The organism is Streptomyces sp. NPDC004111 (assembly GCF_042874215.1).
GTDB lineage: Bacteria > Actinomycetota > Actinomycetes > Streptomycetales > Streptomycetaceae > Streptomyces.
Genome location: NZ_JBIAMU010000002.1, coordinates 497,260 through 517,489, shown reverse-complemented (window position 1 = coordinate 517,489; position 20,230 = coordinate 497,260). Strand labels below are relative to the sequence as shown.

The 20,230-nt window shown below is 71.1% G+C and carries 15 protein-coding genes; 5 read left to right on the top strand and 10 right to left on the bottom strand.

Annotated elements, in window-relative coordinates; genetic code table 11:
- Positions 1-168: 168 nt before the first annotated feature.
- Both ACFYVL_RS06685 and ACFYVL_RS06680 read left to right on the top strand, forming a co-directional pair.
- Positions 169-2,520 (top strand): ATP-binding cassette domain-containing protein, encoded by a 2,352-nt coding sequence (locus tag ACFYVL_RS06685; RefSeq protein WP_389241712.1) that lies wholly within the window; start codon positions 169-171, stop codon positions 2,518-2,520.
- Between the two features lie 113 nt (positions 2,521-2,633).
- Positions 2,634-4,085 carry a PLP-dependent aminotransferase family protein gene (locus ACFYVL_RS06680; RefSeq protein ID WP_389241711.1) on the top strand — a complete coding sequence of 484 codons (1,452 nt, stop codon included), beginning with the start codon at positions 2,634-2,636 and terminating at the stop codon, positions 4,083-4,085.
- Positions 4,086-4,169: 84 nt separating this feature from the next.
- Here ACFYVL_RS06680 and pssA read toward each other — a convergent pair whose 3' ends face one another.
- The 9 genes from pssA to ACFYVL_RS06635 all read right to left on the bottom strand — a co-directional run bounded on the left by pssA (position 4,170) and on the right by ACFYVL_RS06635 (position 15,384).
- Positions 4,170-5,027 (bottom strand): CDP-diacylglycerol--serine O-phosphatidyltransferase, encoded by an 858-nt coding sequence (pssA, locus tag ACFYVL_RS06675; protein ID WP_389241710.1) that lies wholly within the window; start codon positions 5,025-5,027, stop codon positions 4,170-4,172.
- Positions 5,020-5,691, bottom strand: coding sequence for a phosphatidylserine decarboxylase (locus tag ACFYVL_RS06670; RefSeq protein WP_389241709.1), 672 nt, complete (start codon positions 5,689-5,691; stop codon positions 5,020-5,022). The genes pssA and ACFYVL_RS06670 overlap by 8 nt, the downstream gene beginning before the upstream one ends.
- A 170-nt stretch (positions 5,692-5,861) precedes the next feature.
- The gene (locus tag ACFYVL_RS06665) at positions 5,862-7,067 is read right to left on the bottom strand and encodes an acyl-CoA dehydrogenase family protein (RefSeq protein WP_389241708.1); all 1,206 of its coding nucleotides are present in this window, start codon (positions 7,065-7,067) and stop codon (positions 5,862-5,864) included.
- A 2-nt stretch (positions 7,068-7,069) separates the two neighbouring features.
- Positions 7,070-7,609: a MaoC family dehydratase gene (locus ACFYVL_RS06660; protein ID WP_389241707.1), complete on the bottom strand. Its 540-nt coding sequence runs from the start codon at positions 7,607-7,609 to the stop codon at positions 7,070-7,072.
- A 5-nt stretch (positions 7,610-7,614) separates the two neighbouring features.
- Positions 7,615-8,574 carry an HpcH/HpaI aldolase/citrate lyase family protein gene (locus ACFYVL_RS06655; protein ID WP_389241706.1) on the bottom strand — a complete coding sequence of 320 codons (960 nt, stop codon included), beginning with the start codon at positions 8,572-8,574 and terminating at the stop codon, positions 7,615-7,617.
- Complete coding sequence (locus tag ACFYVL_RS06650; protein ID WP_389241705.1) at positions 8,571-10,640, bottom strand: protein meaA; 2,070 nt, start codon at positions 10,638-10,640, stop codon at positions 8,571-8,573. Before ACFYVL_RS06650 ends, ACFYVL_RS06655 begins: the two co-directional genes overlap by 4 nt.
- The gene (gene ccrA, locus ACFYVL_RS06645; protein ID WP_389241704.1) at positions 10,640-11,977 is read right to left on the bottom strand and encodes a crotonyl-CoA carboxylase/reductase; all 1,338 of its coding nucleotides are present in this window, start codon (positions 11,975-11,977) and stop codon (positions 10,640-10,642) included. The genes ACFYVL_RS06650 and ccrA overlap by 1 nt, the downstream gene beginning before the upstream one ends.
- Positions 11,978-12,644: 667 nt before the next feature.
- Positions 12,645-13,499 (bottom strand): TetR family transcriptional regulator, encoded by an 855-nt coding sequence (locus ACFYVL_RS06640; RefSeq protein ID WP_389241703.1) that lies wholly within the window; start codon positions 13,497-13,499, stop codon positions 12,645-12,647.
- 79 nt (positions 13,500-13,578) lie between these two features.
- On the bottom strand, positions 13,579-15,384 hold the full coding sequence (locus ACFYVL_RS06635) for a 3-hydroxyacyl-CoA dehydrogenase family protein (RefSeq protein ID WP_389241702.1): 1,806 nt from the start codon (positions 15,382-15,384) through the stop codon (positions 13,579-13,581).
- A gap of 399 nt (positions 15,385-15,783) precedes the next feature.
- Here ACFYVL_RS06635 and ACFYVL_RS06630 point away from each other — a divergent pair, with 399 nt between their 5' ends.
- Positions 15,784-16,362 carry an adenylosuccinate lyase gene (locus ACFYVL_RS06630; protein WP_389241701.1) on the top strand — a complete coding sequence of 193 codons (579 nt, stop codon included), beginning with the start codon at positions 15,784-15,786 and terminating at the stop codon, positions 16,360-16,362.
- Here the strand turns inward: ACFYVL_RS06630 and ACFYVL_RS06625 are convergent.
- The gene (locus tag ACFYVL_RS06625) at positions 16,299-16,901 is read right to left on the bottom strand and encodes a GNAT family N-acetyltransferase (RefSeq protein ID WP_389241700.1); all 603 of its coding nucleotides are present in this window, start codon (positions 16,899-16,901) and stop codon (positions 16,299-16,301) included. The genes ACFYVL_RS06630 and ACFYVL_RS06625 overlap by 64 nt on opposite strands.
- A 147-nt stretch (positions 16,902-17,048) precedes the next feature.
- Here ACFYVL_RS06625 and ACFYVL_RS06620 point away from each other — a divergent pair, with 147 nt between their 5' ends.
- Positions 17,049-17,492 carry an SRPBCC family protein gene (locus ACFYVL_RS06620; RefSeq protein WP_389241699.1) on the top strand — a complete coding sequence of 148 codons (444 nt, stop codon included), beginning with the start codon at positions 17,049-17,051 and terminating at the stop codon, positions 17,490-17,492.
- Positions 17,493-17,728: 236 nt separating this feature from the next.
- The gene (locus tag ACFYVL_RS06615; protein WP_389241698.1) at positions 17,729-20,182 is read left to right on the top strand and encodes an MFS transporter; all 2,454 of its coding nucleotides are present in this window, start codon (positions 17,729-17,731) and stop codon (positions 20,180-20,182) included.
- The last annotated feature ends 48 nt before the right edge of the window (positions 20,183-20,230 follow it).

The following is a 20,230-nucleotide window of genomic DNA, read 5'->3' as shown; positions in this document are numbered from 1 at the left end:
GAGCCCCCTTGGGCGGCGGGGCCGCCCCCGGGGGCGGAACGGGCGGGCAAGGGGGCGGCCCCCGGCAGAGCCGAACCCCCACCCCGGCGGAGCCGCACCCCGTGCCCCGCCCACCCCGGCGGACCCACGGCCCCGCCGATTGTCAGTGCCTCCCCGTACAGTCCCCCCATGCCTTCGGACTCCGCGAACACACCCCCCGCGTCCCACCCGAACCCGCACGCCCCCGCGCCCACGAACCCGCCCGCACCTCACGCGCCCCACCCCGCCGACACCCACGGCCTCATCCAGGTCCGCGGCGCCCGCGAGAACAACCTGCGCAACGTGTCCGTGGACCTCCCCAAACGCCGCCTCACCGTCTTCACCGGAGTCTCCGGCTCCGGAAAGTCCTCCCTCGTCTTCGGCACCGTCGCCGCCGAATCGCAGCGGCTGATCAACGAGACGTACACCGCCTTCCTCCAGTCCTTCATGCCGAGCCTCGGCCGCCCCGACGTCGACGGACTGCACAACCTCAGCGCCGCGATCGTCGTCGACCAGGAGCGGATGGGCGCCAACTCCCGCTCCACGGTGGGCACCGCCACCGACGCGTACGCCATGCTGCGCATCGTCTTCAGCCGCATCGGGATACCGCGGATCGGCGGCGCGGGCGCCTTCAGCTTCAACGTCCCCGAGGGCATGTGCCCGCGCTGCGAAGGCATCGGCCAGGTCTCCGAGATCGCCGTGGACGAACTGGTCGACCGGGAGAAGTCGCTCAACGAGGGCGCCATCACCGTGCCCGGCTTCGCCGTCGACTCCTGGCCCTGGCAGATCATGGCCAACTCCGGCTTCTACGACCCGGACACCAGGCTCAAGGACTTCACCGAGCAGGAGTGGGCCGACTTCCTGCACAAACCGCAGGTCAAGGTGAAGGTCGGGAAGAACAACTTCACGTACGAGGGCCTGGTGGTGCGCGTGCAGCGGACCATCCTGGTCAAGGACCGCGACACCATGCAGGCCCCCACCAAGGCCTTCGTGGAGCGCGCCGTCGTCTTCGCCGACTGCCCCGAATGCGGCGGTACGAGGCTGACGCGCGCCGCCCTCTCCTCGAAGATCGCCGGGGTGAACATCGCGGAGTGCTCGGCGATGCAGATCAGCGACCTGGCCAAGTTCGTCCGGGGCATCGACGACCCCGGGGTCGCCCCGCTCCTGGCCGGCCTCCGCGACCTGCTGGACTCGCTCGTGGAGATCGGCCTCGGCTACCTCAGCCTGGACCGCCCGGCCGGCACGCTGTCCGGCGGCGAGGCCCAGCGCGTCAAGATGGTCCGCCACCTCGGCTCCCCGCTGACCGACGTGACGTACATCTTCGACGAGCCCACCACCGGCCTGCACCCGCACGACATCCGCCGGATGAACGACCTCCTGCTGCGCCTGCGCGACAAGGGCAACACCGTCCTCGTCGTCGAGCACAAGCCCGAGGTCATCCGGATCGCCGACCACATCGTCGACCTCGGCCCCGGGGCGGGCGAGGCGGGCGGCGAGCTCTGCTACAGCGGCGACCTGGCCGGACTGCGCACCTCGGGCACCCTCACCGGCGACCACCTCGCGCACCGCACCGCACTGCGCGAGGAGGTGCGCACCCCCACCGGCCACCTCTCCGTCGAGCACGCCGGCCAGCACAACCTGCGGGACGTCAGCGTCGACATCCCGACCGGTGTGCTCACCGTCGTCACCGGCGTCGCGGGCTCCGGCAAGAGCTCCCTCATCCACGGCAACCTGCCCGGCCGCGAAGGCGTCGTGATCGCCGACCAGTCACCGATCCGGGGCTCGCGCCGCTCCAACCCGGCCACCTACACCGGCCTGCTGACCCCCATCCGCAACGCCTTCGCCAAGGCCAACGGGGTCAAGGCGGCCCTCTTCAGCGCCAACTCCGAGGGCGCCTGCCAGAACTGCAACGGCCTCGGGCTGGTCTACACCGATCTCGCGATGATGGCCGGCGTCGCCTCGGTCTGCGAGGTCTGCGCCGGCAAGCGGTTCACCGCCGAGGTCCTCGCGTACATGCTGAACGGCAAGAACATCAGCGAGGTACTCGGCATGTCGGTGACCGAGGCCCACGCCTTCTTCACCACGGGCCAGACCCGCACCCTGCTCACCCGCCTCCAGGACGTCGGCCTCGGCTACCTCCGCCTCGGCCAGCCCCTCAACACGCTCTCCGGCGGCGAGCGGCAGCGGATCAAGCTGGCGATCCACATGGCGGAGAAGGCGGCGACGTACGTCCTGGACGAACCGACGACCGGTCTGCACATGGCCGACGTCGACAAGCTCCTCGCCCTGCTCGACCGGCTCGTCGACGACGGCAACACGGTGATCGTCATCGAGCACCACCAGGCGGTGATGGCCCACGCGGACTGGCTGATCGACCTCGGACCCGGCGGCGGCCACGACGGCGGCCGGGTGGTCTTCACCGGCACCCCGGCCGAGCTGGTCGCCCGGGGCGACACCCTGACCGCCCAGCACCTGCGGGAGTACGTCCACGGCGAGGACTGACCCCGGCCCGCGCGGGCGGGCGGCACCGGGGCACAACCCCGCCCCGTGCCGCCCGCCCGACGTTCCCGGCCCCCGGCGGGCGGGGCGAAAGGCCCCGGCTAGAGTTCTCCGTCATGCCGGAACCATGGGTCAATTCCGCCGAGCGCATCGGTGCGGACCTCCATCTGAACCTCCCCGCCGAGAAGGGCGGCCGGCAGGCCGCGCTCACCCGCGCGCTGCGCGAGGCGATCCGCGAGGGCAGGCTCGCCCCGGGCACCCGGCTGCCGCCCTACCGCTCCCTCGCCGCCGACCTCGGCATCGCCCGCAACACCGTGGCCTCCGCCTACGCCGAGCTGGTCGCCGAGGGCTGGCTGGCGGCCCGGCAGGGCTCCGGCACCCGGGTCGCCGAGCGCGCCGCGCCGCCCCGGCCCGTACCCGCCGCCAGAAAGGCCCCCCAGGCGCCGCCGCGGCCCGCGCACGACCTGCGCCAGGGACAGCCGGACGCGGCGTCCTTCCCGCGCACCGCCTGGCTCGCCGCGGCACGGCGGGCACTGACGGCCGCGCCCCACGAGGCGTTCGGCCCCGGCGACCCCCGGGGCCGGATCGAGCTGCGCCGGGCCCTGGCCGAGTACCTGGCCCGCGCCCGGGGCGTGCGCACCACCCCCGACCGCATCGTCGTCTGCTCGGGCTTCGCCCACGCCCTGCGGCTGCTGTACGGGGGCGTACTGCGCGGCCCGCTGGCCGTGGAGGAGTACGGCCTGCCCTTCCACCGCGACCTGCTGGGCACCGCCGGGGTGCGGACCGTACCCCTCGGCATCGACGAGCGGGGTGCGCGGACGGCCGAGCTGGGAGCCCACAAGGGCCTGCGGGCGGTGCTGCTCACGCCCGCGCACCAGTTCCCGACCGGCGGACCGCTGCACTCCGAGCGGCGGGCGGAGGCCGTCGACTGGGCCCGCGCCCGCCGGGCGCTGGTGCTGGAGGACGACTACGACGGAGAGTTCCGCTACGACCGCGAGCCGGTCGGCGCCGTGCAGGGGCTGGACCCGGAGCGGGTGGTGTACCTCGGCTCGGTCAGCAAGAGCCTGTCGCCCGCGGTGCGGCTGGGATGGATGGTGCTGCCCGAGCACCTGGTCGGGGCCGTCCTGGAGGTCAAGGGGCAGCGGGAGGCGTGGGCGAGCGTCCTGGACCAGCTCACGCTCGCCGACTTCCTGGCCTCCGGTCACTACGACCGCCACGTGCGCCGCATGCGGCAGCGCTACCGGGCGCGCCGCGACCGGCTGGTGCGGGCCCTGGCGGAGTCGGCGCCGCACATCCGCGCCACGGGGGTCGCGGCAGGGCTCCACGCGGTGCTGCGGCTGCCGCCCGGCAGCGAGGGCGACGCCCTGCGCGCCGCCGCGCACCAGGGCCTGGCCCTGGACGGCCTGTCGCCGTTCCGCCACCCCGGGGCGACCGCTCCGGCCCCGGACGGTCTGGTGATCGGTTACGCCACCCCGCCGGACCACGCCTACCCGGCGGCCCTCCAGGCCCTGACCAGGGCACTGGGAGCGGCGACCGGCCCGGACGGCACCGTCGTCCCGGCCGGCTAGCGCTTCACACGAAAGAGGGCCCCCGAGCCGGTTTCGCACCGGCCGGGGGCCCTCTTCGTACGACTCGTACGACGTTCCGAAGAACTACGGCAGCTGAGCCGCCCGCGCCTCGCGGCGGTTGTCGCGGAACGTGTTCACCCGGCGCGCCGTGGCGAACAGCGGGATGACCGCGCCCAGGACCACCTGGAGCGCGCAGCCCGTCTGGAGGAGCAGCTGACCGCCGGGCGCGTCGAACGCCCACGCGGCGAGCAGGCCCATCGCTCCGATGATCCAGCTCAGCATCGCGACCGCGAGGATGCCCCGCGGCTTCGGGTACTCGACCCGGCTCACCATCAGCCAGGCCACACCCAGCACCGCGAGCAGCGTCGGGATGAAGGGCAGCTCCAGGAGCACGATCGAGACGACCGTCAGCGCTCCGAAGGGGCTCGGCATGCCCTGGAACATGCCGTCCTTCATCGCGACCACCGAGAATCTGGCCAGGCGCATGATCACGGCCAGTAGCACCACGATCGCCGCGAGTGCCGCCACCTTCTGCTGCGCGTCGTCGGCGACCATGCCGTACACGAGCACGAAGTAGGCGGGGGCCAGGCCGAAGCTGATCAGGTCGGACAGGTTGTCCAGCTCGGCGCCCATCGGCGAACTGCGCAGCTTGCGGGCCACCAGGCCGTCGCACAGGTCGAAGATCGCGGCGAGGAGCATGAGGATCACGGCGGTGGCGGCGCTGTTGCGCGCCATGCCGGTCTCCTGGCTGCCCTGGAGGTGCGGGATGAGGATTCCGGTGGTGGTGAAGTACACCGCCATGAATCCGCACGTCGCGTTACCGAGTGTGAGGGTGTCCGCTATCGACAGCCTCAGACTGAGCGGCATGTCCTCCGCGTCGTCGGAGGCACCCTCGCCCCCGGCCTCCGGAGCCCAGCCGGCCTGCGTCTCTGGATCAGTCACGGTCAATTCGGGTCACCCCCGCGGTAGTCGTTTGGCCTACCTCGACCGCGACCTCGACACCTTCCGGAAGGTAGATGTCCACGCGCGATCCGAAGCGGATCAGACCGATCCGCTCACCCTGCTCGACCTTGGTCCCCTGCGGGAGGTAGGGCACGATGCGGCGGGCCACAGCGCCTGCGATCTGCACCATCTCGATGTCGCCGAGCTCGGTGTCGAAGTGCCAGACAACGCGCTCGTTGTTCTCGCTCTCCTTGTTGAACGCCGGAACGAAACCGCCGGGCACGTGCTCGACGGACGTCACCGTGCCGGCCAGCGGCGCGCGGTTGACGTGGACGTTCAGCGGGCTCATGAAGATGGCGACGCGGGTGCGCCCGTCCTTCCACGGCATGATGCTCTGCACCACACCGTCGGCCGGCGAGATCACCCGTCCCTGGGCGATCTCGCGCTCGGGGTCGCGGAAGAACCACAGCATCCCCGCCGCGAGAGCGGTGGTGGGAACGGCTGCGGCGGCCCAGCGGCCCGACTTGCGCGCCTTGGCCAGGGTGAGGGCCGCGGTGGCGACGGTCGGCAGGAGCCACGGCGATGCTCCGCGAGCAAGGCGAACCCTGGGGATGAGACCCGAGGAGTCGCCGTCGCGTGGTGCAGAGGTTTGGCTGTGGGGCATGGATGACCTTCGTAGCGGATGATGCCGCGCAGAGACGGGGGAGGTGGCGGCTTTCCGGCGATGGTATCGGTTGCGGGGTGCAACTGGGCAAGCCGGAAAGCGAGTCAGAGGCCGGAAGACGATGACAGGGTGTGATCTTCTTCGCGTTGAAATCTACGCAAAACGAACAATCAGCCCTGGAACCGGTATTCCTCCAGCAGGCGCCTACCAATGATCATTTTCTGGATCTCGGCGGTACCTTCACCGATCAGCAGCATGGGTGCCTCGCGGTAGAGGCGCTCGATTTCGTACTCCTTCGAGAAGCCGTATCCGCCGTGAATGCGGAACGCGTCCTCGACGACCTCCTTGCAGTACTCGGAGGCCAGGTACTTGGCCATCCCTGCTTCGAGGTCGTTTCGTTCCCCGCTGTCCTTTTTGCGTGCTGCATTCACCATCATCGCATGAGCGGCCTCGACCTTGGTGGCCATCTCGGCCAGCTTGAACTGGATGGCCTGGTGCTGGGCGATCGGCTTGCCGAAGGTGTGGCGCTGCTGGGCGTAGGAAACACCCAACTCGAAGGCACGCTGAGCGACTCCGCAGCCACGCGCCGCGACATTCACCCGGCCGACCTCTACACCGTCCATCATTTGGTAAAACCCGCGACCGGTGGTCCCACCGAGCACGCGATTGGCCGGAACACGCAGCCCGTCCATGATCAGCTCGGTCGTGTCGACGCCCTTGTAACCCATTTTGTCGATCTTGCCGGGAATGGTGAGACCCGGACGGACTTCGCCGAATCCCGCTTCCTTCTCGACCAGGAACGTGGTCATCGACTTGTGCGGCGCCGTGCCCTCGGGGTGACCCTCGTCACTCCGGCACAGCACCGCCACCAGCGTGGACGAGCCGCCGTTCGTCAGCCACATCTTCTGGCCGTTGAGCACGTACTCCTCGCCGTCGCGCACGCCCTTGGACGTGATCGCCGACACGTCCGAGCCGAGCGCCGGCTCCGACATCGAGAACGCGCCGCGCACCTCGCCCAGCGCCATCCGGGGCAGGAAGGTGTCCTTCTGCTCCTGCGTGCCGTGCTGCTTGAGCATGTACGCCACGATGAAGTGCGTGTTGATGATTCCGGACACGCTCATCCAGCCGCGTGCGATCTCCTCCACACACAGCGCGTATGTGAGAAGGGACTCACCCAGACCCCCGTACTCCTCGGGGATCATCAGCCCGAACAGGCCGAGCTCCTTGAGCCCCTCCACGATCTGCGTGGGGTACTCGTCACGGTGCTCCAGCTGCGTCGCGACCGGAATGATCTCCTTGTCGACGAAGTCCCGGACGGTCGCCAGGATTTCCTGCTGTACGTCGGTCAGACCGGCGGTCTGGGCGAGACGGGCCATGGCTACTTCTTCTCCTGGTTCTTGTCCTGGGACTTGGCCTGGACCTTGGGCTCGGGGCGGCCCGGCTGCTCTCCGCCGCGCTCCTTGATGTACGTCTCGGTGGGGACCATCACCTTGCGGCGGAAGACACAGACGACCGTGCCGTCCTGCTTGTAGCCCTTCGTCTCGACGTGGACGATTCCCCGGTCGTTCTTCGACTTCGAGGGCGTCTTGCCGAGGACGACGGTCTCGCCGTAGATCGTGTCGCCGTGGAACGTCGGCGCGATGTGCTTGAGCGACTCGACCTCCAGATTGGCTATCGCCTTGCCCGACACGTCCGGCACCGACATGCCCAGCAACAGCGAGTAGATGTAGTTGCCTACGACAACGTTCTTGCCGAAGTCGGTGGTGCGCTCCGCGTAATTGCTGTCCATGTGGAGCGGGTGGTGGTTCATGGTGAGGAGGCAGAAGAGGTGGTCGTCGTACTCGGTGACCGTCTTGCCGGGCCAGTGCTTGTAGACCGCGCCGACCTCGAACTCCTCGTAGGTGCGTCCGAACTGCATGGTGATCAGGCCTCCGGGGCTTCGAACTTCGAGGTACGGGTGAGGCCGGCCGCCCGGCCCTTGCCGGAGACGACCAGCGCCATCTTCCGGCTGGCCTCGTCGATCATCTCGTCGCCGAGCATCGCGGAGCCCTTCTTGCCGCCCGCCTCCGACGTGTAGTAGTCGTACGCGTCGAGGATCAGCTCGGCGTGGTCGAAGTCCTCCTGGGACGGCGAGAAGATCTCGTTCGACGCCTCGACCTGGCCCGGGTGCAGCACCCACTTGCCGTCGAAGCCGAGCGCGGCGGCGCGCTGCGCGACCTCGCGGTAGCCGTCCACGTTGCGGATCTGGAGGTAGGGGCCGTCGATTGCCTGGAGGTCGTTCGCACGGGCCGCCATCAGGATCTTCATCAGGATGTAGTGGTACGCGTCGGCGCCGTAGCCGGGCGGCTGCTCGCCCACGACCAGGGTCTTCATGTTGATCGACGCCATGAAGTCGGCCGGGCCGAAGATGATCGTCTCGGTGCGCGGGGACGCCTCGGCGATGGCGTTGACGTTGTTGAGGCCGCGCGCGTTCTCGATCTGCGCCTCGATGCCGATCTTCCCGACCTCGAAGCCCATCGTCTTCTCGATCTGGGTCAGCAGCAGGTCGAGCGCCACGATCTGCTGGGCGTCCTGCACCTTCGGCAGCATGATGCAGTCGAGGTTCTGGCCCGCGCCCTCGACGACGGTCACCACGTCCCGGTACGTCCACTCGGTCGTCCAGTCGTTGACCCGCACGACCCGCGTCTTGCCGGTCCAGTCGCCCTCGTTGAGGAACTTCACGATGGTGTGCCGCGCCTCGGGCTTGGCGAGCGGCGCGCAGGCGTCCTCCAGGTCGAGGAAGACCTGGTCGGCCGGGAGGCCCTGGGCCTTCTCCAGGAAGCGGGGGTTCGACCCGGGGACCGCGAGGCAGGAGCGGCGGGGGCGAAGCCGGTTGACAGTCATGCGGGGACCTCCAGAGGGTCGAGCTTGTTCGCGGTACGGATCTCGTCGACGATACGGCCGATGATCTCCGTGATCCCGAAGTCCTTCGGGGTGAAGACGGCGGCGACTCCCGCCCGCTTCAGATCGCTTGCGTCGGCGTTCGGGATGATGCCACCGACGATGACCGGCAGGTCGGCCGCGCCGGCCTCCCGGAGGCGTACGAGCACGTCGGGCACCAGCTCCGCGTGCGAGCCGGACAGGATCGACAGGCCCACGCAGTGCACGTCCTCGGCGAGGGCGGCGTCCACGATCTGCTCGGGGGTGAGCCGGATGCCCTGGTAGACCACCTCGAAGCCGGCGTCACGGGCACGCACCGCGATCTGCTCGGCCCCGTTGGAGTGCCCGTCCAGGCCCGGCTTGCCGACCAGCAGGCGCAGCCGGCCGGACCCCAGCTCGTCGGCGGTCCGCCGCACCTTCTCCCGTACGAGGGCCAGCGGGGTGCCCTCCTCGGCGGTGACGGCGACCGGCGCGGACGAGACGCCCGTCGGGGCGCGGAACTCGCCGAAGACCTCGCGCAGCGCCCCGGCCCACTCCCCGGTGGTGACACCGGCGCGCACGCACTCCAGGGTCGCCTCCATCAGGTTCTCCTGGCCGGCCGCGGCGTCCTTCAGCATGTCCAGGGCCTGGGCGGTGGACGGGAAGACCAGCGGGTCACCCAGCCCCTGCCGCTCGTTGGCCTGGTCACGGGTGGTGCGCCACTCCCCGAGGGCGGCGACCACCCGGGCCTCGACGGCCGGGTCGACGGTCATGATCGCGGCGTCCAGGTCCGAGGTGAGCGGGCTCGGCTCGGTCGCCTCGTAGGAGTTGACGCCGACGATCTTCTCCTCGCCGGACTCGATGCGGGCCCGGCGCAGCGCGTGCGAGGCCACCAGCTCCGACTTGAGGTAGCCGGACTCGACGGCGGCGAGCGCCCCGCCCATCTCCTGGATGCGGTCGATCTCGGCCAGGCACTCGTCGACGAGCGCGTCCACCTTTGCCTCGATGACGTGCGACCCGGCGAAGATGTCGTCGTACTCCAGCAGGTCCGACTCGTGCGCCAGCACCTGCTGGATGCGCAGCGACCACTGCTGGTCCCAGGGGCGGGGGAGTCCCAGCGCCTCGTTCCAGGCGGGCAGCTGGACGGCGCGGGCACGCGCGTCCTTGGAGAGGGTGACGCCCAGCATCTCCAGCACGATGCGCTGGACGTTGTTCTCCGGCTGCGCCTCGGTCAGGCCGAGCGAGTTCACCTGGACGCCGTAGCGGAAGCGGCGCTGCTTGGCGTCCTCGATCCCGTACCGCTCGCGGGTGATCCGGTCCCAGATGCGGCCGAAGGCGCGCATCTTGCACATCTCCTCGATGAAGCGGACGCCCGCGTTCACGAAGAAGGAGATACGGGCCACGACGTCGCCGCGCCGTTCGTCGGGGATCTGCCCGGACGCGAAGACCGAGTCGAGCACGGCGATGGCGGTGGACATCGCGTACGCGATCTCCTGGACGGGCGTGGCTCCTGCCTCCTGGAGGTGGTAGGAGCAGATGTTGATCGGGTTCCACTTGGGGATGTTGTTGACCGTGTAGCAGATCATGTCGGTCGTCAGGCGCAGGCTGGGTCCCGGCGGGAAGACGTGCGTCCCGCGCGACAGGTACTCCTTGACGATGTCGTTCTGCGTCGTGCCCTGGAGCCTGGAGATGTCGGCGCCCTGCTCCTCGGCGACCACCTGGTACATGGCCAGCAGCCACATGGCGGTGGCGTTGATGGTCATCGAGGTGTTCATCTGCTCCAGAGGGATGTCCTGGAACAGCCGCCGCATGTCGCCCAGGTGGGAGACCGGGACCCCGACCCGGCCGACCTCGCCGCGGGCGAGGACGTGGTCCGGGTCGTAGCCGGTCTGGGTGGGCAGGTCGAAGGCGACCGACAGCCCGGTCTGGCCCTTGGAGAGGTTGTTGCGGTACAGCGCGTTGGAGGCCTCGGCGGTCGAGTGACCGGCGTAGGTGCGCATGAGCCAGGGCCGGTCCTTCCGGCGCTCGCCGCCGGGCTGACGGTCACTCATCAGATGTCCCGGAAGCGGTTGATGGCGTCGAGGTGGGTGGCGCGCATCTCCTGGTTCCGGACGCCGAGACCTTCGCGGGGGGCGAGGGCGAGGACGCCGACCTTGCCCTGGTGGAGGTTGCGGTGCACGTCGTACGCGGCCTGGCCGGTGTCCTCCAGGGAGTACACCTTGGACAGCGTCGGGTGGATCTTGCCCTTGGCGATCAGGCGGTTGGCCTCCCACGCCTCGCGGTAGTTGGCGAAGTGCGAGCCGATGATCCGCTTCAGCGACATCCACAGGTAGCGGTTGTCGTACTCGTGCATGTACCCGGAGGTGGAGGCGCAGGTGGTGATCGTGCCGCCCTTCCTGGTCACGTACACGCTGGCGCCGAAGGTCTCGCGGCCCGGGTGCTCGAAGACGATGTCGATGTCCTCGCCGCCGGTGAACTCGCGGATGCGCTTGCCGAAGCGCTTCCACTCCTTCGGGTCCTGGGTGCGCTCGTCCTTCCAGAACTGGTAGCCCTCGGCGCTGCGGTCGATGATCGCCTCCGCGCCCATGGACCGGCAGATCTCCGCCTTCTGCTCGCTGGAGACGACGCAGATCGGGTTGGCGCCGCCGGCCAGCGCGAACTGGGTGGCGTACGAGCCGAGGCCGCCGCTGGCGCCCCAGATCAGGACGTTGTCGCCCTGCTTCATCCCGGCGCCGTTGCGGGAGACCAGCTGGCGGTACGCGGTGGAGTTGACCAGACCGGGTGCCGCGGCCTCCTCCCAGCTGAGGTGGTCGGGCTTGGGCATCAGCTGGTTGGACTTGACGAGCGCGATCTCGGCGAGGCCGCCGAAGTTGGTCTCGAAGCCCCAGATCCGCTGCTCGGGGTCGAGCATCGTGTCGTTGTGGCCGTCGGAGGACTCCAGCTCGACGGAGAGGCAGTGGGCGACGACCTCGTCGCCGGGGTTCCAGGCGTTCACACCCGGTCCGGTGCGCAGCACGACGCCCGCGAGGTCCGAGCCGATCACGTGGTACGGCAGGTCGTGACGCTTCGTCAACTCGCTGAGCCGGCCGTACCTTTCGAGGAAGCTGAAGGTGGAGACCGGCTCGAAGATCGAGGTCCAGACCGAGTTGTAGTTCACGGACGAGGCCATGACCGCCACCAGGGCCTCGCCCGGCCCGAGCTCGGGCACCGGCACGTCGTCCAGGTGGAGCGACTTGCGGGGGTCCTTCTCGCGGGTGGTGAGCCCCTCGAACATCTCCGTCTCGTCCTTGTGCACGGTGACCGCGCGGTAGGACTCGGGGAGGGTCAGGGCTGCGTAGTCCGCGGCAGTCGCTTCCTGCGACTGGATCGCGTCCAGGATTTCCTTCACGGGGTGCCTCCGGCGAAGCGTGTTGAGCGCTTGAGGGTTACGTCGGGGTGCTCGGGAGGAGCGGGGGTGGAGGTGTGCCGTCGGTTCGGCGGTGAGGGTGGTGCTGTGGCGGCGCATGTGTGGTGCGCGGGAGGGTGCCTGTGACGCAGGCGTCCGGGCGGCGCGCACCGGGAGGTGTGCGGGGACAGCCGACGTATGAGAGATCTCTGCACGCCGGCCGCCCGGACAACATCAACGTAATGGCACCGCGTGCCAACAGCAAGACACCGGGTGCCATTATTTTATGAACGATGATCGATCATTGCAGGTCAGGACCCGGATTGAGGATCAGTTCCGGGTGGCACGGAGTGCCGGATGATCGATCAGAGGGTCCGCGGGCGGGGGTACGGCCGCCCCTCCCGGCCGCCTCCAGAGGCGGCCGGGTCGCGGGCGCGCGCCGGGGCCGCGCCCGGCCCTCGGGGCATACGAGGAGGGGGCGCCGCGGTACGTGGCGGAGCCGGGGGGCGACGGTGCGGCCCCCGCTCGGGCCGAGCCGCGGTGCTCGTCGTCACCGCGCGGCGTCGCGTCCCGCACGGCGAGAAGTCCCGTGCGGCGGGAAGTCCCGTGCGTCGGGGCCGGGTCGGCCCCCGCGCACGCCACGGGGCAGGGGCCGCCCCCGTCGAGCCGGTCAGCCCTTCGCCAGGGCCCGTTCGATCGTCTGCATGATGTCCTCCAGCGGGGCGTCCGTGCGGGCCACCGTCACCAGGACCTCGCCGGAGACCGACGCCGAGGCCGCCGGGGAGACCGGGGTGCCGGGGCGGTGGCCGGCGGTGGCCTCCGGGGTGTTGCGGCCCGCGCCGATGCCCGAGCCGAAGGTGCGGCGGACGATCGCGAAGGCGTGGTCGAGCTGGGTCTCCACGTCGCCCTGGCCGCCCGCCCGCAGCCAGCGGCGCAGGACGTGGTTGTGGGCCGTGACCACCGCCGACGCCGCGACCTCCGCGAGGAGCGGGTCGTCGTTGCCGGGGTGGTGGTCCTGCTCGTCGAAGTGGCCCAGCAGATAGCGGGTGAAGAGCCGCTCGTAGCGGGCCACCGAGGCGATCTCCGCCTCGCGCAGGGTGGGCACCTCGCGGGTCAGCTTGTAGCGGGCCACGGACACGGCGGGGGCCGCCGCGTACATCCGCATGACCTCCTTGATGCCCCGGCAGACCGTGTCGAGCGGGTGCTCGTGCGCGGGTGCCGCGGTCAGCACGGCCTCGGCCCGTACCAGGGTGTCGTCGTGGTCGGGGAAGATCGCCTCTTCCTTGGAGCGGAAGTGGCGGAAGAAGGTGCGGCGGGCCACCCCGCCCGCCGCGGCGATCTCGTCGACCGTGGTCGCCTCGTACCCCTTCGTGGCGAAGAGCTCCATCGCCGCCGCGGACAGTTCGCGGCGCATCTTGAGCCGCTGCGCCGCCGCGCGGGTGCCCGCGGCACTTTCCGGGGCGTCGGGCGCGGAGCTGGTACGAGAAGTCCTGGGGGCCTGGGGCATGCCCTGAACGTAACCCATCCGCGCAGGGGAGCGCGCCTGAGGGGGCGGGCCGCCCGCGCCTTCCAGCAGCCCGCCCCAGTCAGGAGCACCCGCCTGCCTACCGTCGCGCATACTCCCGGAAGCCCCGGCCGGTCTTGCGGCCCAGGCAGCCCGCCGCCACCAGGTGCTCCAGCAGCGGCGCGGGAGCCAGTCCCGGGTCGCGGAACTCGCGGTGCAGCACCTGCTCGATGGCGAGCGAGACGTCCAGACCGACCACGTCCAGCAGCTCGAAGGGCCCCATCGGATAGCCGCCGCCCAGCTTCATCGCGGCGTCGATGTCGTCCAGCGAGGCGTAGTGCTCCTGGACCATCTTGATCGCGTTGTTCAGGTACGGGAAGAGGAGGGCGTTGACGATGAAGCCCGCGCGGTCGCCGCAGTCCACCGGGTGCTTGCGGATCTTCGTGGTGAGGTCGCGGACCGTGGCGTGGACGTCGTCGGCGGTGAGGACCGTGCGGACGATCTCGACCAGCTTCATCGCGGGCGCCGGGTTGAAGAAGTGCATCCCGATCACGTCCTCGGGGCGCGAGGTGGCGCGGGCGCAGGCGACGACGGGCAGCGAGGAGGTGGTGGTGGCGAGGATCGCGCCCGGCCTGCAGACCTTGTCGAAGGTGGCGAAGAGCTGCTGCTTGACCGCGAGGTCCTCGGCGACCGCCTCCAGCGCCAGGTCGACGTCCGCGAACGCGTCCAGCGAACCCGCCGGGGTGATCCGGGCGAGGGCCTCGTCCCGGGCCCGAGCGGTCATCCGGCCCTTGTCGACAGAACGCGAAAGAGACTTGTTGATACGGGACTTGGCGGTGTCCGCCTTCTCCTGGCCGCGGGCCGCCAGGACCACCTCGTAACCGGCCTTCGCGAAGACCTCCGCGATGCCCGAGGCCATCGTGCCGGAGCCGGCGACGCCGACCCTGCGGATCTCCCGGCCGTCGGCGGGCGGCGCCGCCTCCGGCGGCGTCAGCGCGTCGCGCACCACCTCGGTACCGCCGGGGGTGTCGTAGGAGTAGAAGCCGCGCCCCGCCTTGCGGCCGGTCAGCCCGGCCTCGCTGAGCTGCTTGAGGACGGGGGCGGGGGCGTGCAGCCGGTCGTGCGACTCGGCGTACATCGCCTCCAGCACGGTGCGCGCGGTGTCCACGCCGATCAGGTCGAGCAGCGCGAGCGGGCCCATCGGCAGACCGCAGCCCAGCCGCATCGCGGCGTCGATGTCCTCGCGGGAGGCGTACTTGGCCTCGTACATCGCGGCGGCCTGGTTGAGGTAGCCGAAGAGCAGCCCGTCCGCGACGAAACCGGGGCGGTCGCCGACCGCGACCGGCTCCTTGCCAAGGTCGTGCGCGAGGTCGGTGACGGCCGCGACCGCGGTCGGCGCGGTGAGGACCGAGGAGACGATCTCCACCAGCTTCATCGCGGGGGCCGGGTTGAAGAAGTGCATCCCCAGCACCCGTTCGGGCCGCGCGGAGTCGGCCGCCAGGCGGGTCACGGACAGCGCGTTGGTGCCGGTGGCCAGGACGGTGTCCGGGCGGACGATCGCGTCCAGCTCGCGGAAGACCTGGTGCTTGGCCTCGTACGACTCCGTGACGACCTCGATGACCAGATCGGCCTCGGCGGCGGCGGACAGGTCGACGGCGGTGCGGAAGCGGCCCAGGATCTCGCCGCGCTCGGCCTCGGTGATGCGCTCGCGGCGCACCGCGCGGGCGGTGGAGGACTCCAGCGACTCGACGGCGTGGCGGGCCGCGTCGGCGCTGATGTCGATGCCGATCACGGTGCGGCCCGCGCGGGCCAGGACCTCGGCGATACCGGTGCCCATGGTGCCGAGACCGACGACGGCGACGGTGGCGAGGGAGGAGAGAGGGGTGGTGGAGACAGGGGTGTCCATCACGGGACTCCAGAGAAAGAGTGACGACTGAGAGGGGCGTCTGCGAGCAGGGGCAGGCCGAGCGGAGACGGAACGCGGGCGCGCGCGGGGCGCGCGGGCGTGAGACGTCGTACCTGAGCTGCGCGGGCGGCACACGGGGTGCCACGACCGCGGGAAAGAAGCGGCGGACCCTGTCCCAGGCCCTGCCGTACAAAAACGCCGAACCGACCGAACACCCGTGGCGGCTGCGTCACCAGGCCGCCAAGGGTCGTGCTTCCAGCGGATGTTGAGCCCTGTGGTGGGGGCGACCCGCTCACTTGAGGTTAACTGCCGGGTAACGAGCGCGCCAGCCCCCGTCGGCCGCCCGCGCATGTGATCTACGCCGCCCCGACGCGCTCCGTCCTGGCTACGCTGGCCCGCATGGACGAGGAACTGCGGTCCCTGATCGACCGGCTGGCCGAGGAGGCCGAGGAGTCCGCGGCGTACGAGCACCTGATCGGCGTCGAGGACCCGGACGTGCTCGCCGGTGTCCTCACCGAACCCGGGCAGCCGCTCTGGGCCCGGGAGATCGCCGCCTTCCGGCTGGGCTGCGGCGGGGACCGGCGGGCCTTCGAGGCGCTGGTACTGCTGCTCAACCACCGGGACTCCGAGCGCTGCGTCTCCGCCGCGTACGCCCTCGCCCGGCTGGCCGACCCGCGCACCGCCCGCGCGGCCGCGGCCCTGGCCACCAACACCCTGCGCACCGCCTACGCCCTGCACCCGGTGCGGCTGCTGACCGAACTGCGCGCCCCCGAGTCGGTGCCCGCGCTGATCACCACCCTGCGCGGGCTGCTCGCGCCCGGCGAGCCGCACTGGCGGGTGGCGCTGGCCTGCGTCGAGGGGCTCGGGCAGCTGCGGGACGCGCGGGCGGCCCCGGTGCTCCGGGCCGCCCTGGCTCACCCCAGGCTGGGAGCCGCCGCCGCGGCCTCGCTGAGCCGCCTCGAACAGCGCACCTCGTAGAGGGTGATGCCGTCCAGTTCGAAGGACTCCTCGCCGGGGTCGACCGCGAAGCCCGCCTTCCGGTAGAACCGCAGGGCGCGGGCGTTGCCCCGGAGGACCCAGGCGTGCATCGACGCGAAACCGGCGGCCCGCGCCTGCCGCGCCGCCTCGGACATCAGGACCCGGCCGGCCCCGGTGGAGAGCCGGTCCGGGTGCACGTACAGCGTGTACAGCTCGGCGGCCGAGGGGCCGGCGGTGACCCCCTCCGCCTCCCGGTACGGCCCCCAGCAGGACCAGCCGACCACCTCGCCCGCCCGCTCGGCGACCAGGTTCACCACCCCCGGCCGCGCCTTCTCGAACTGCCGGGTGCGCGTGGCGAGTTCCCTCTCCTGACTCATCGCGTCCAGGTACGACTGCGGTACGAGACCCACGTACGCCGACTGCCAGCCCAGGACCCGCACGGCGGCGACGGCCGGGATGTCCTGCGAGGTCATGGGGCGGACGACGGCGGCGGCACGGTCGGCCGCGGCCGTCGCGGGCGGCTCGGATACGGGGCTCATGGCCCAAGGGAACAGGTGTTCCCTTATGTCCCGCAACCCCAATTTTGGCGGTTGCCCGCGAGGTGGTTGGGTGAGCGCGACCCCCCGAACGGCCCACGGGCCCCACCGGCGGGACCCACCCGAAAACCGAGTGCTGGAGGAAGAGGCATGGCGCAGGTAGAGGCCACGACGGAGCGGATCATCGCGGCGGATGCGGAGACGGTGTTCGACACGCTGGCCGACTACAGCGGCACGCGCGGCAAGCTCCTGCCCGAGCACTTCAGCGAGTACGAAGTGCGCGAGGGCGGCGACGGCGAGGGCACCCTCGTCCACTGGAAGCTCCAGGCCACCAGCAAGCGGGTGCGCGACTGCCTGCTGGAGGTCACCGAGCCGACCGACGGTCAGCTGGTCGAGAAGGACCGCAACTCCTCCATGGTGACCACCTGGACGGTCACCCCGGCCGGCGAGGGTTCCTCGAAGGCGGTCGTCACCTCGGTGTGGACCGGTGCGAGCGGCATCGGCGGCTTCTTCGAGCGGACCTTCGCACCCAAGGGTCTCGGCCGGATCTACGACGCGGTGCTGGCCAAGCTCGCGGCCGAGGTCGAGAAGTAGCCGCCGGGCCCGGTTCAACTCCCCGGGGGCCGAAGGCCGTTACGGGCAGATGCACCACTCACCGGTTCGAGTGGTCTTCCGTGCCGGTCGGTTGTACGCCGTAGGGGCTCCCACCGGCCCGAACGCTCCCCGCGCACGCCCCGCGCGTCAATCGTCGCGCTTGCTCCGCCTTGTCACTGAATGCGACAAATGGGCGGCGCAGGCGTGACGACAGGCGCGACGAGGGGAGCGATCAGGTGGGCGGCATCACTCTGGTGAAGGACGGGCGGGACGCCGAACCCCCGTCCCACGACTCCACCGGCACCGAAGAAACCGCGGCACCGCCGCGACCCGGCGGCCGGCCGCCCGCGGCGCGCCCCGGGTCTGCCGCCCCCGCGGGGGAGTTCTCCCCCCGCCAGGTCCGGCTCGTCTTCTGCGGACTGATGCTCGCGCTGCTGCTCGCGGCGCTGGAGCAGATGATCGTCGCCACCGCCCTGCCGAAGATCGTCGGCGATCTCCAGGGCCTGGACCGGATGTCCTGGGCGATCACCGCGTACCTGCTGACCTCCACCATCGGGCTGCCGATCTACGGCAAGCTCGGCGACCTCTTCGGCCGCAAGGGCGTCTTCCTCTTCGCCATCGTCGTCTTCGTCGTCGGCTCGGCCCTGGCCGGCTGGTCCCGGACGATGGACCAGCTGATCGCCTTCCGGGCGATCCAGGGCGCGGGCGCCGGCGGCCTCATGATCGGTGTGCAGGCGATCATCGCGGACATCGTGCCGCCCCGGCAGCGCGGCCGGTTCATGGGCCTGATCGGCGCCGCCTTCGGGCTCGCCTCGGTGGCGGGACCGCTGCTCGGCGGTTTCTTCACCGACCACGCCTCCTGGCGCTGGTGCTTCTACATCAACGTGCCGTTCGGGCTGGTCACCCTCGCGGTGGTCGCCGTGGTGCTGAAGCTGCCCAAGCCGACGGTCCGCCCCCGCCTCGACATCCTGGGCGGCGTACTGCTCGCGGCGGCCTCGACCTGCCTGGTGCTGCTGACCAGTTGGGGCGGTACGGAGTACGCGTGGGACTCGCGGGTGATCCTGGGACTCGCGGCAGGTGCCGCCGGAACGTCCCTGCTGTTCGTGGTCGTCGAGTACCACGCGGCCGAACCGCTCATCCCGCTGCGGCTGTTCCGCGACTCGATCTTCAACATCACCGGACTCGTCGGGGCCGTCGTCGGCATCGCGCTGTTCGGCGCCGCCAGCTACCTGCCGACCTTCCTCCAGATGGTCGACGGCGCCACCGCCACCGAATCAGGCCTGCTGATGCTGCCCATGATGGGCGGCGTGGTGATCGCCTCGATCGTCTCGGGCCAGCTCATCAGCAGGACCGGCCGCTACCGGATCTACCCGATCCTCGGCTGCGCGCTGTCCGCGGCCGGCATGTGGCTGCTGTCGCGGCTGGAGACGGACACCACCCAGCTCGACTACAGCCTCTGGATGGCGGTGCTCGGCGTCGGCATCGGCCTGATCATGCCGGTGCTGGTGCTCGCCGTGCAGAACTCGGTGCGCCCCGCCGACCTCGGCACCGCCACCAGCGCCAACAACTACTTCCGGCAGATGGGCGGCAGCGTCGGCGCCGCCGTGTTCGGCACGCTCTTCGCCGGCCGCCTCGTCGACGCGCTCGCCGACGCGCTGCCCACCGGCGTCGACCTGCCGGACCCCTCCTCGCTCACCCCGCAGCTGGTGCACTCGATGCCGCCGGCCCTGCGCGACGCCTACATCGAGGCGTACGCGCAGGCCATGCCGCGGATCTTCCTCTTCCTGGTGCCGGTGCTCGTGCTCGGCCTGCTCATCGCCTTCTTCCTCAAGGAGAAACCGCTGGTGTCCCACAACGCCCCCGTCGAAGCGGAACCCGCCGAGGTCTACCTCGGCGAGCCCTACACCGCCGTCGTCCCGCCCGCCCGAGCCGCCGGGGTCCCGGTCTGCGGCACCGTCCAGCACCCCGACGGAACCACCGTGCCGCGCGCCGCCCTCACCCTGATCGACATCGGCGGCCGGCAGGTCGGGCGCGGGGCGAGCGGGGACGACGGACGGTACGCGCTGAGCGTGCCCGGAGCAGGCAGCTACGTGCTCATCGCGGCGGCCGGCGGACACCAGCCGCAGGCCGTCACGGTCACCGTGGCCGGGCGCCCGGTCGACCTCGATGTGGTCCTCGGCGGAGCGGGCCGCCTCGCCGGTACGGTGCGCACCGCCGACGGCACCCCGGTACGGGACGCCGCCGTGACGCTCACCGACGTACGGGGCGAGGTGGTGGCCTCCACCCGCAGCGGACGGGAGGGGAGTTACGTCATCTCCGAACTGGTCGCGGGCGAGTACACCCTCGCCGCCAGCGCGCCCGCCTTCCGGCCCGTAGCCCTGCCGCTGAGCGTGCAGGCCGGCCGCGAGGCCAGGCAGGACATCGAGCTGGCGGGCGGCGCGGTGCTGCGCGGCACGGTGCGGGCGCACGCCGGGCGGCCCGTCGAGGACGCCCGGGTGACGCTGCTGGACGCGGCGGGCAACGTGGTCGACACCATGACCACCGGCTCCGACGGCAGCTTCCGCTTCGTCGACCTGTCGTCCGGCGAGTACACGGTGATCGCGGCCGGCTACCCGCCGGTGGCCACCGTCCTGCGGGTCGCGGGCGGCGGACGCACCGAGCGCGACCTCCAGCTCGGCCACGAGGACTGAGCGCACCCGGCCGCCCCCCCGGGGGGGCGGCGCGGGCGCGCGGGAGCG

What these genes read in the sequence shown, in the direction of transcription:
- ACFYVL_RS06685 (WP_389241712.1), top strand. Translation starts at nt 169, where the DNA reads ATGCCTTCGGACTCCGCGAACACACCCCCCGCGTCCCACCCGAACCCG.
- ACFYVL_RS06680 (WP_389241711.1), top strand. Translation starts at nt 2,634, where the DNA reads ATGCCGGAACCATGGGTCAATTCCGCCGAGCGCATCGGTGCGGACCTC.
- ACFYVL_RS06670 (WP_389241709.1), bottom strand. Translation starts at nt 5,691, where the DNA reads ATGCCCCACAGCCAAACCTCTGCACCACGCGACGGCGACTCCTCGGGT.
- ACFYVL_RS06665 (WP_389241708.1), bottom strand. Translation starts at nt 7,067, where the DNA reads ATGGCCCGTCTCGCCCAGACCGCCGGTCTGACCGACGTACAGCAGGAA.
- ACFYVL_RS06660 (WP_389241707.1), bottom strand. Translation starts at nt 7,609, where the DNA reads ATGCAGTTCGGACGCACCTACGAGGAGTTCGAGGTCGGCGCGGTCTAC.
- ACFYVL_RS06655 (WP_389241706.1), bottom strand. Translation starts at nt 8,574, where the DNA reads ATGACTGTCAACCGGCTTCGCCCCCGCCGCTCCTGCCTCGCGGTCCCC.
- ACFYVL_RS06650 (WP_389241705.1), bottom strand. Translation starts at nt 10,640, where the DNA reads ATGAGTGACCGTCAGCCCGGCGGCGAGCGCCGGAAGGACCGGCCCTGG.
- ACFYVL_RS06640 (WP_389241703.1), bottom strand. Translation starts at nt 13,499, where the DNA reads ATGGGTTACGTTCAGGGCATGCCCCAGGCCCCCAGGACTTCTCGTACC.
- ACFYVL_RS06635 (WP_389241702.1), bottom strand. Translation starts at nt 15,384, where the DNA reads ATGGACACCCCTGTCTCCACCACCCCTCTCTCCTCCCTCGCCACCGTC.
- ACFYVL_RS06630 (WP_389241701.1), top strand. Translation starts at nt 15,784, where the DNA reads ATGGACGAGGAACTGCGGTCCCTGATCGACCGGCTGGCCGAGGAGGCC.
- ACFYVL_RS06625 (WP_389241700.1), bottom strand. Translation starts at nt 16,901, where the DNA reads ATGAGCCCCGTATCCGAGCCGCCCGCGACGGCCGCGGCCGACCGTGCC.
- ACFYVL_RS06620 (WP_389241699.1), top strand. Translation starts at nt 17,049, where the DNA reads ATGGCGCAGGTAGAGGCCACGACGGAGCGGATCATCGCGGCGGATGCG.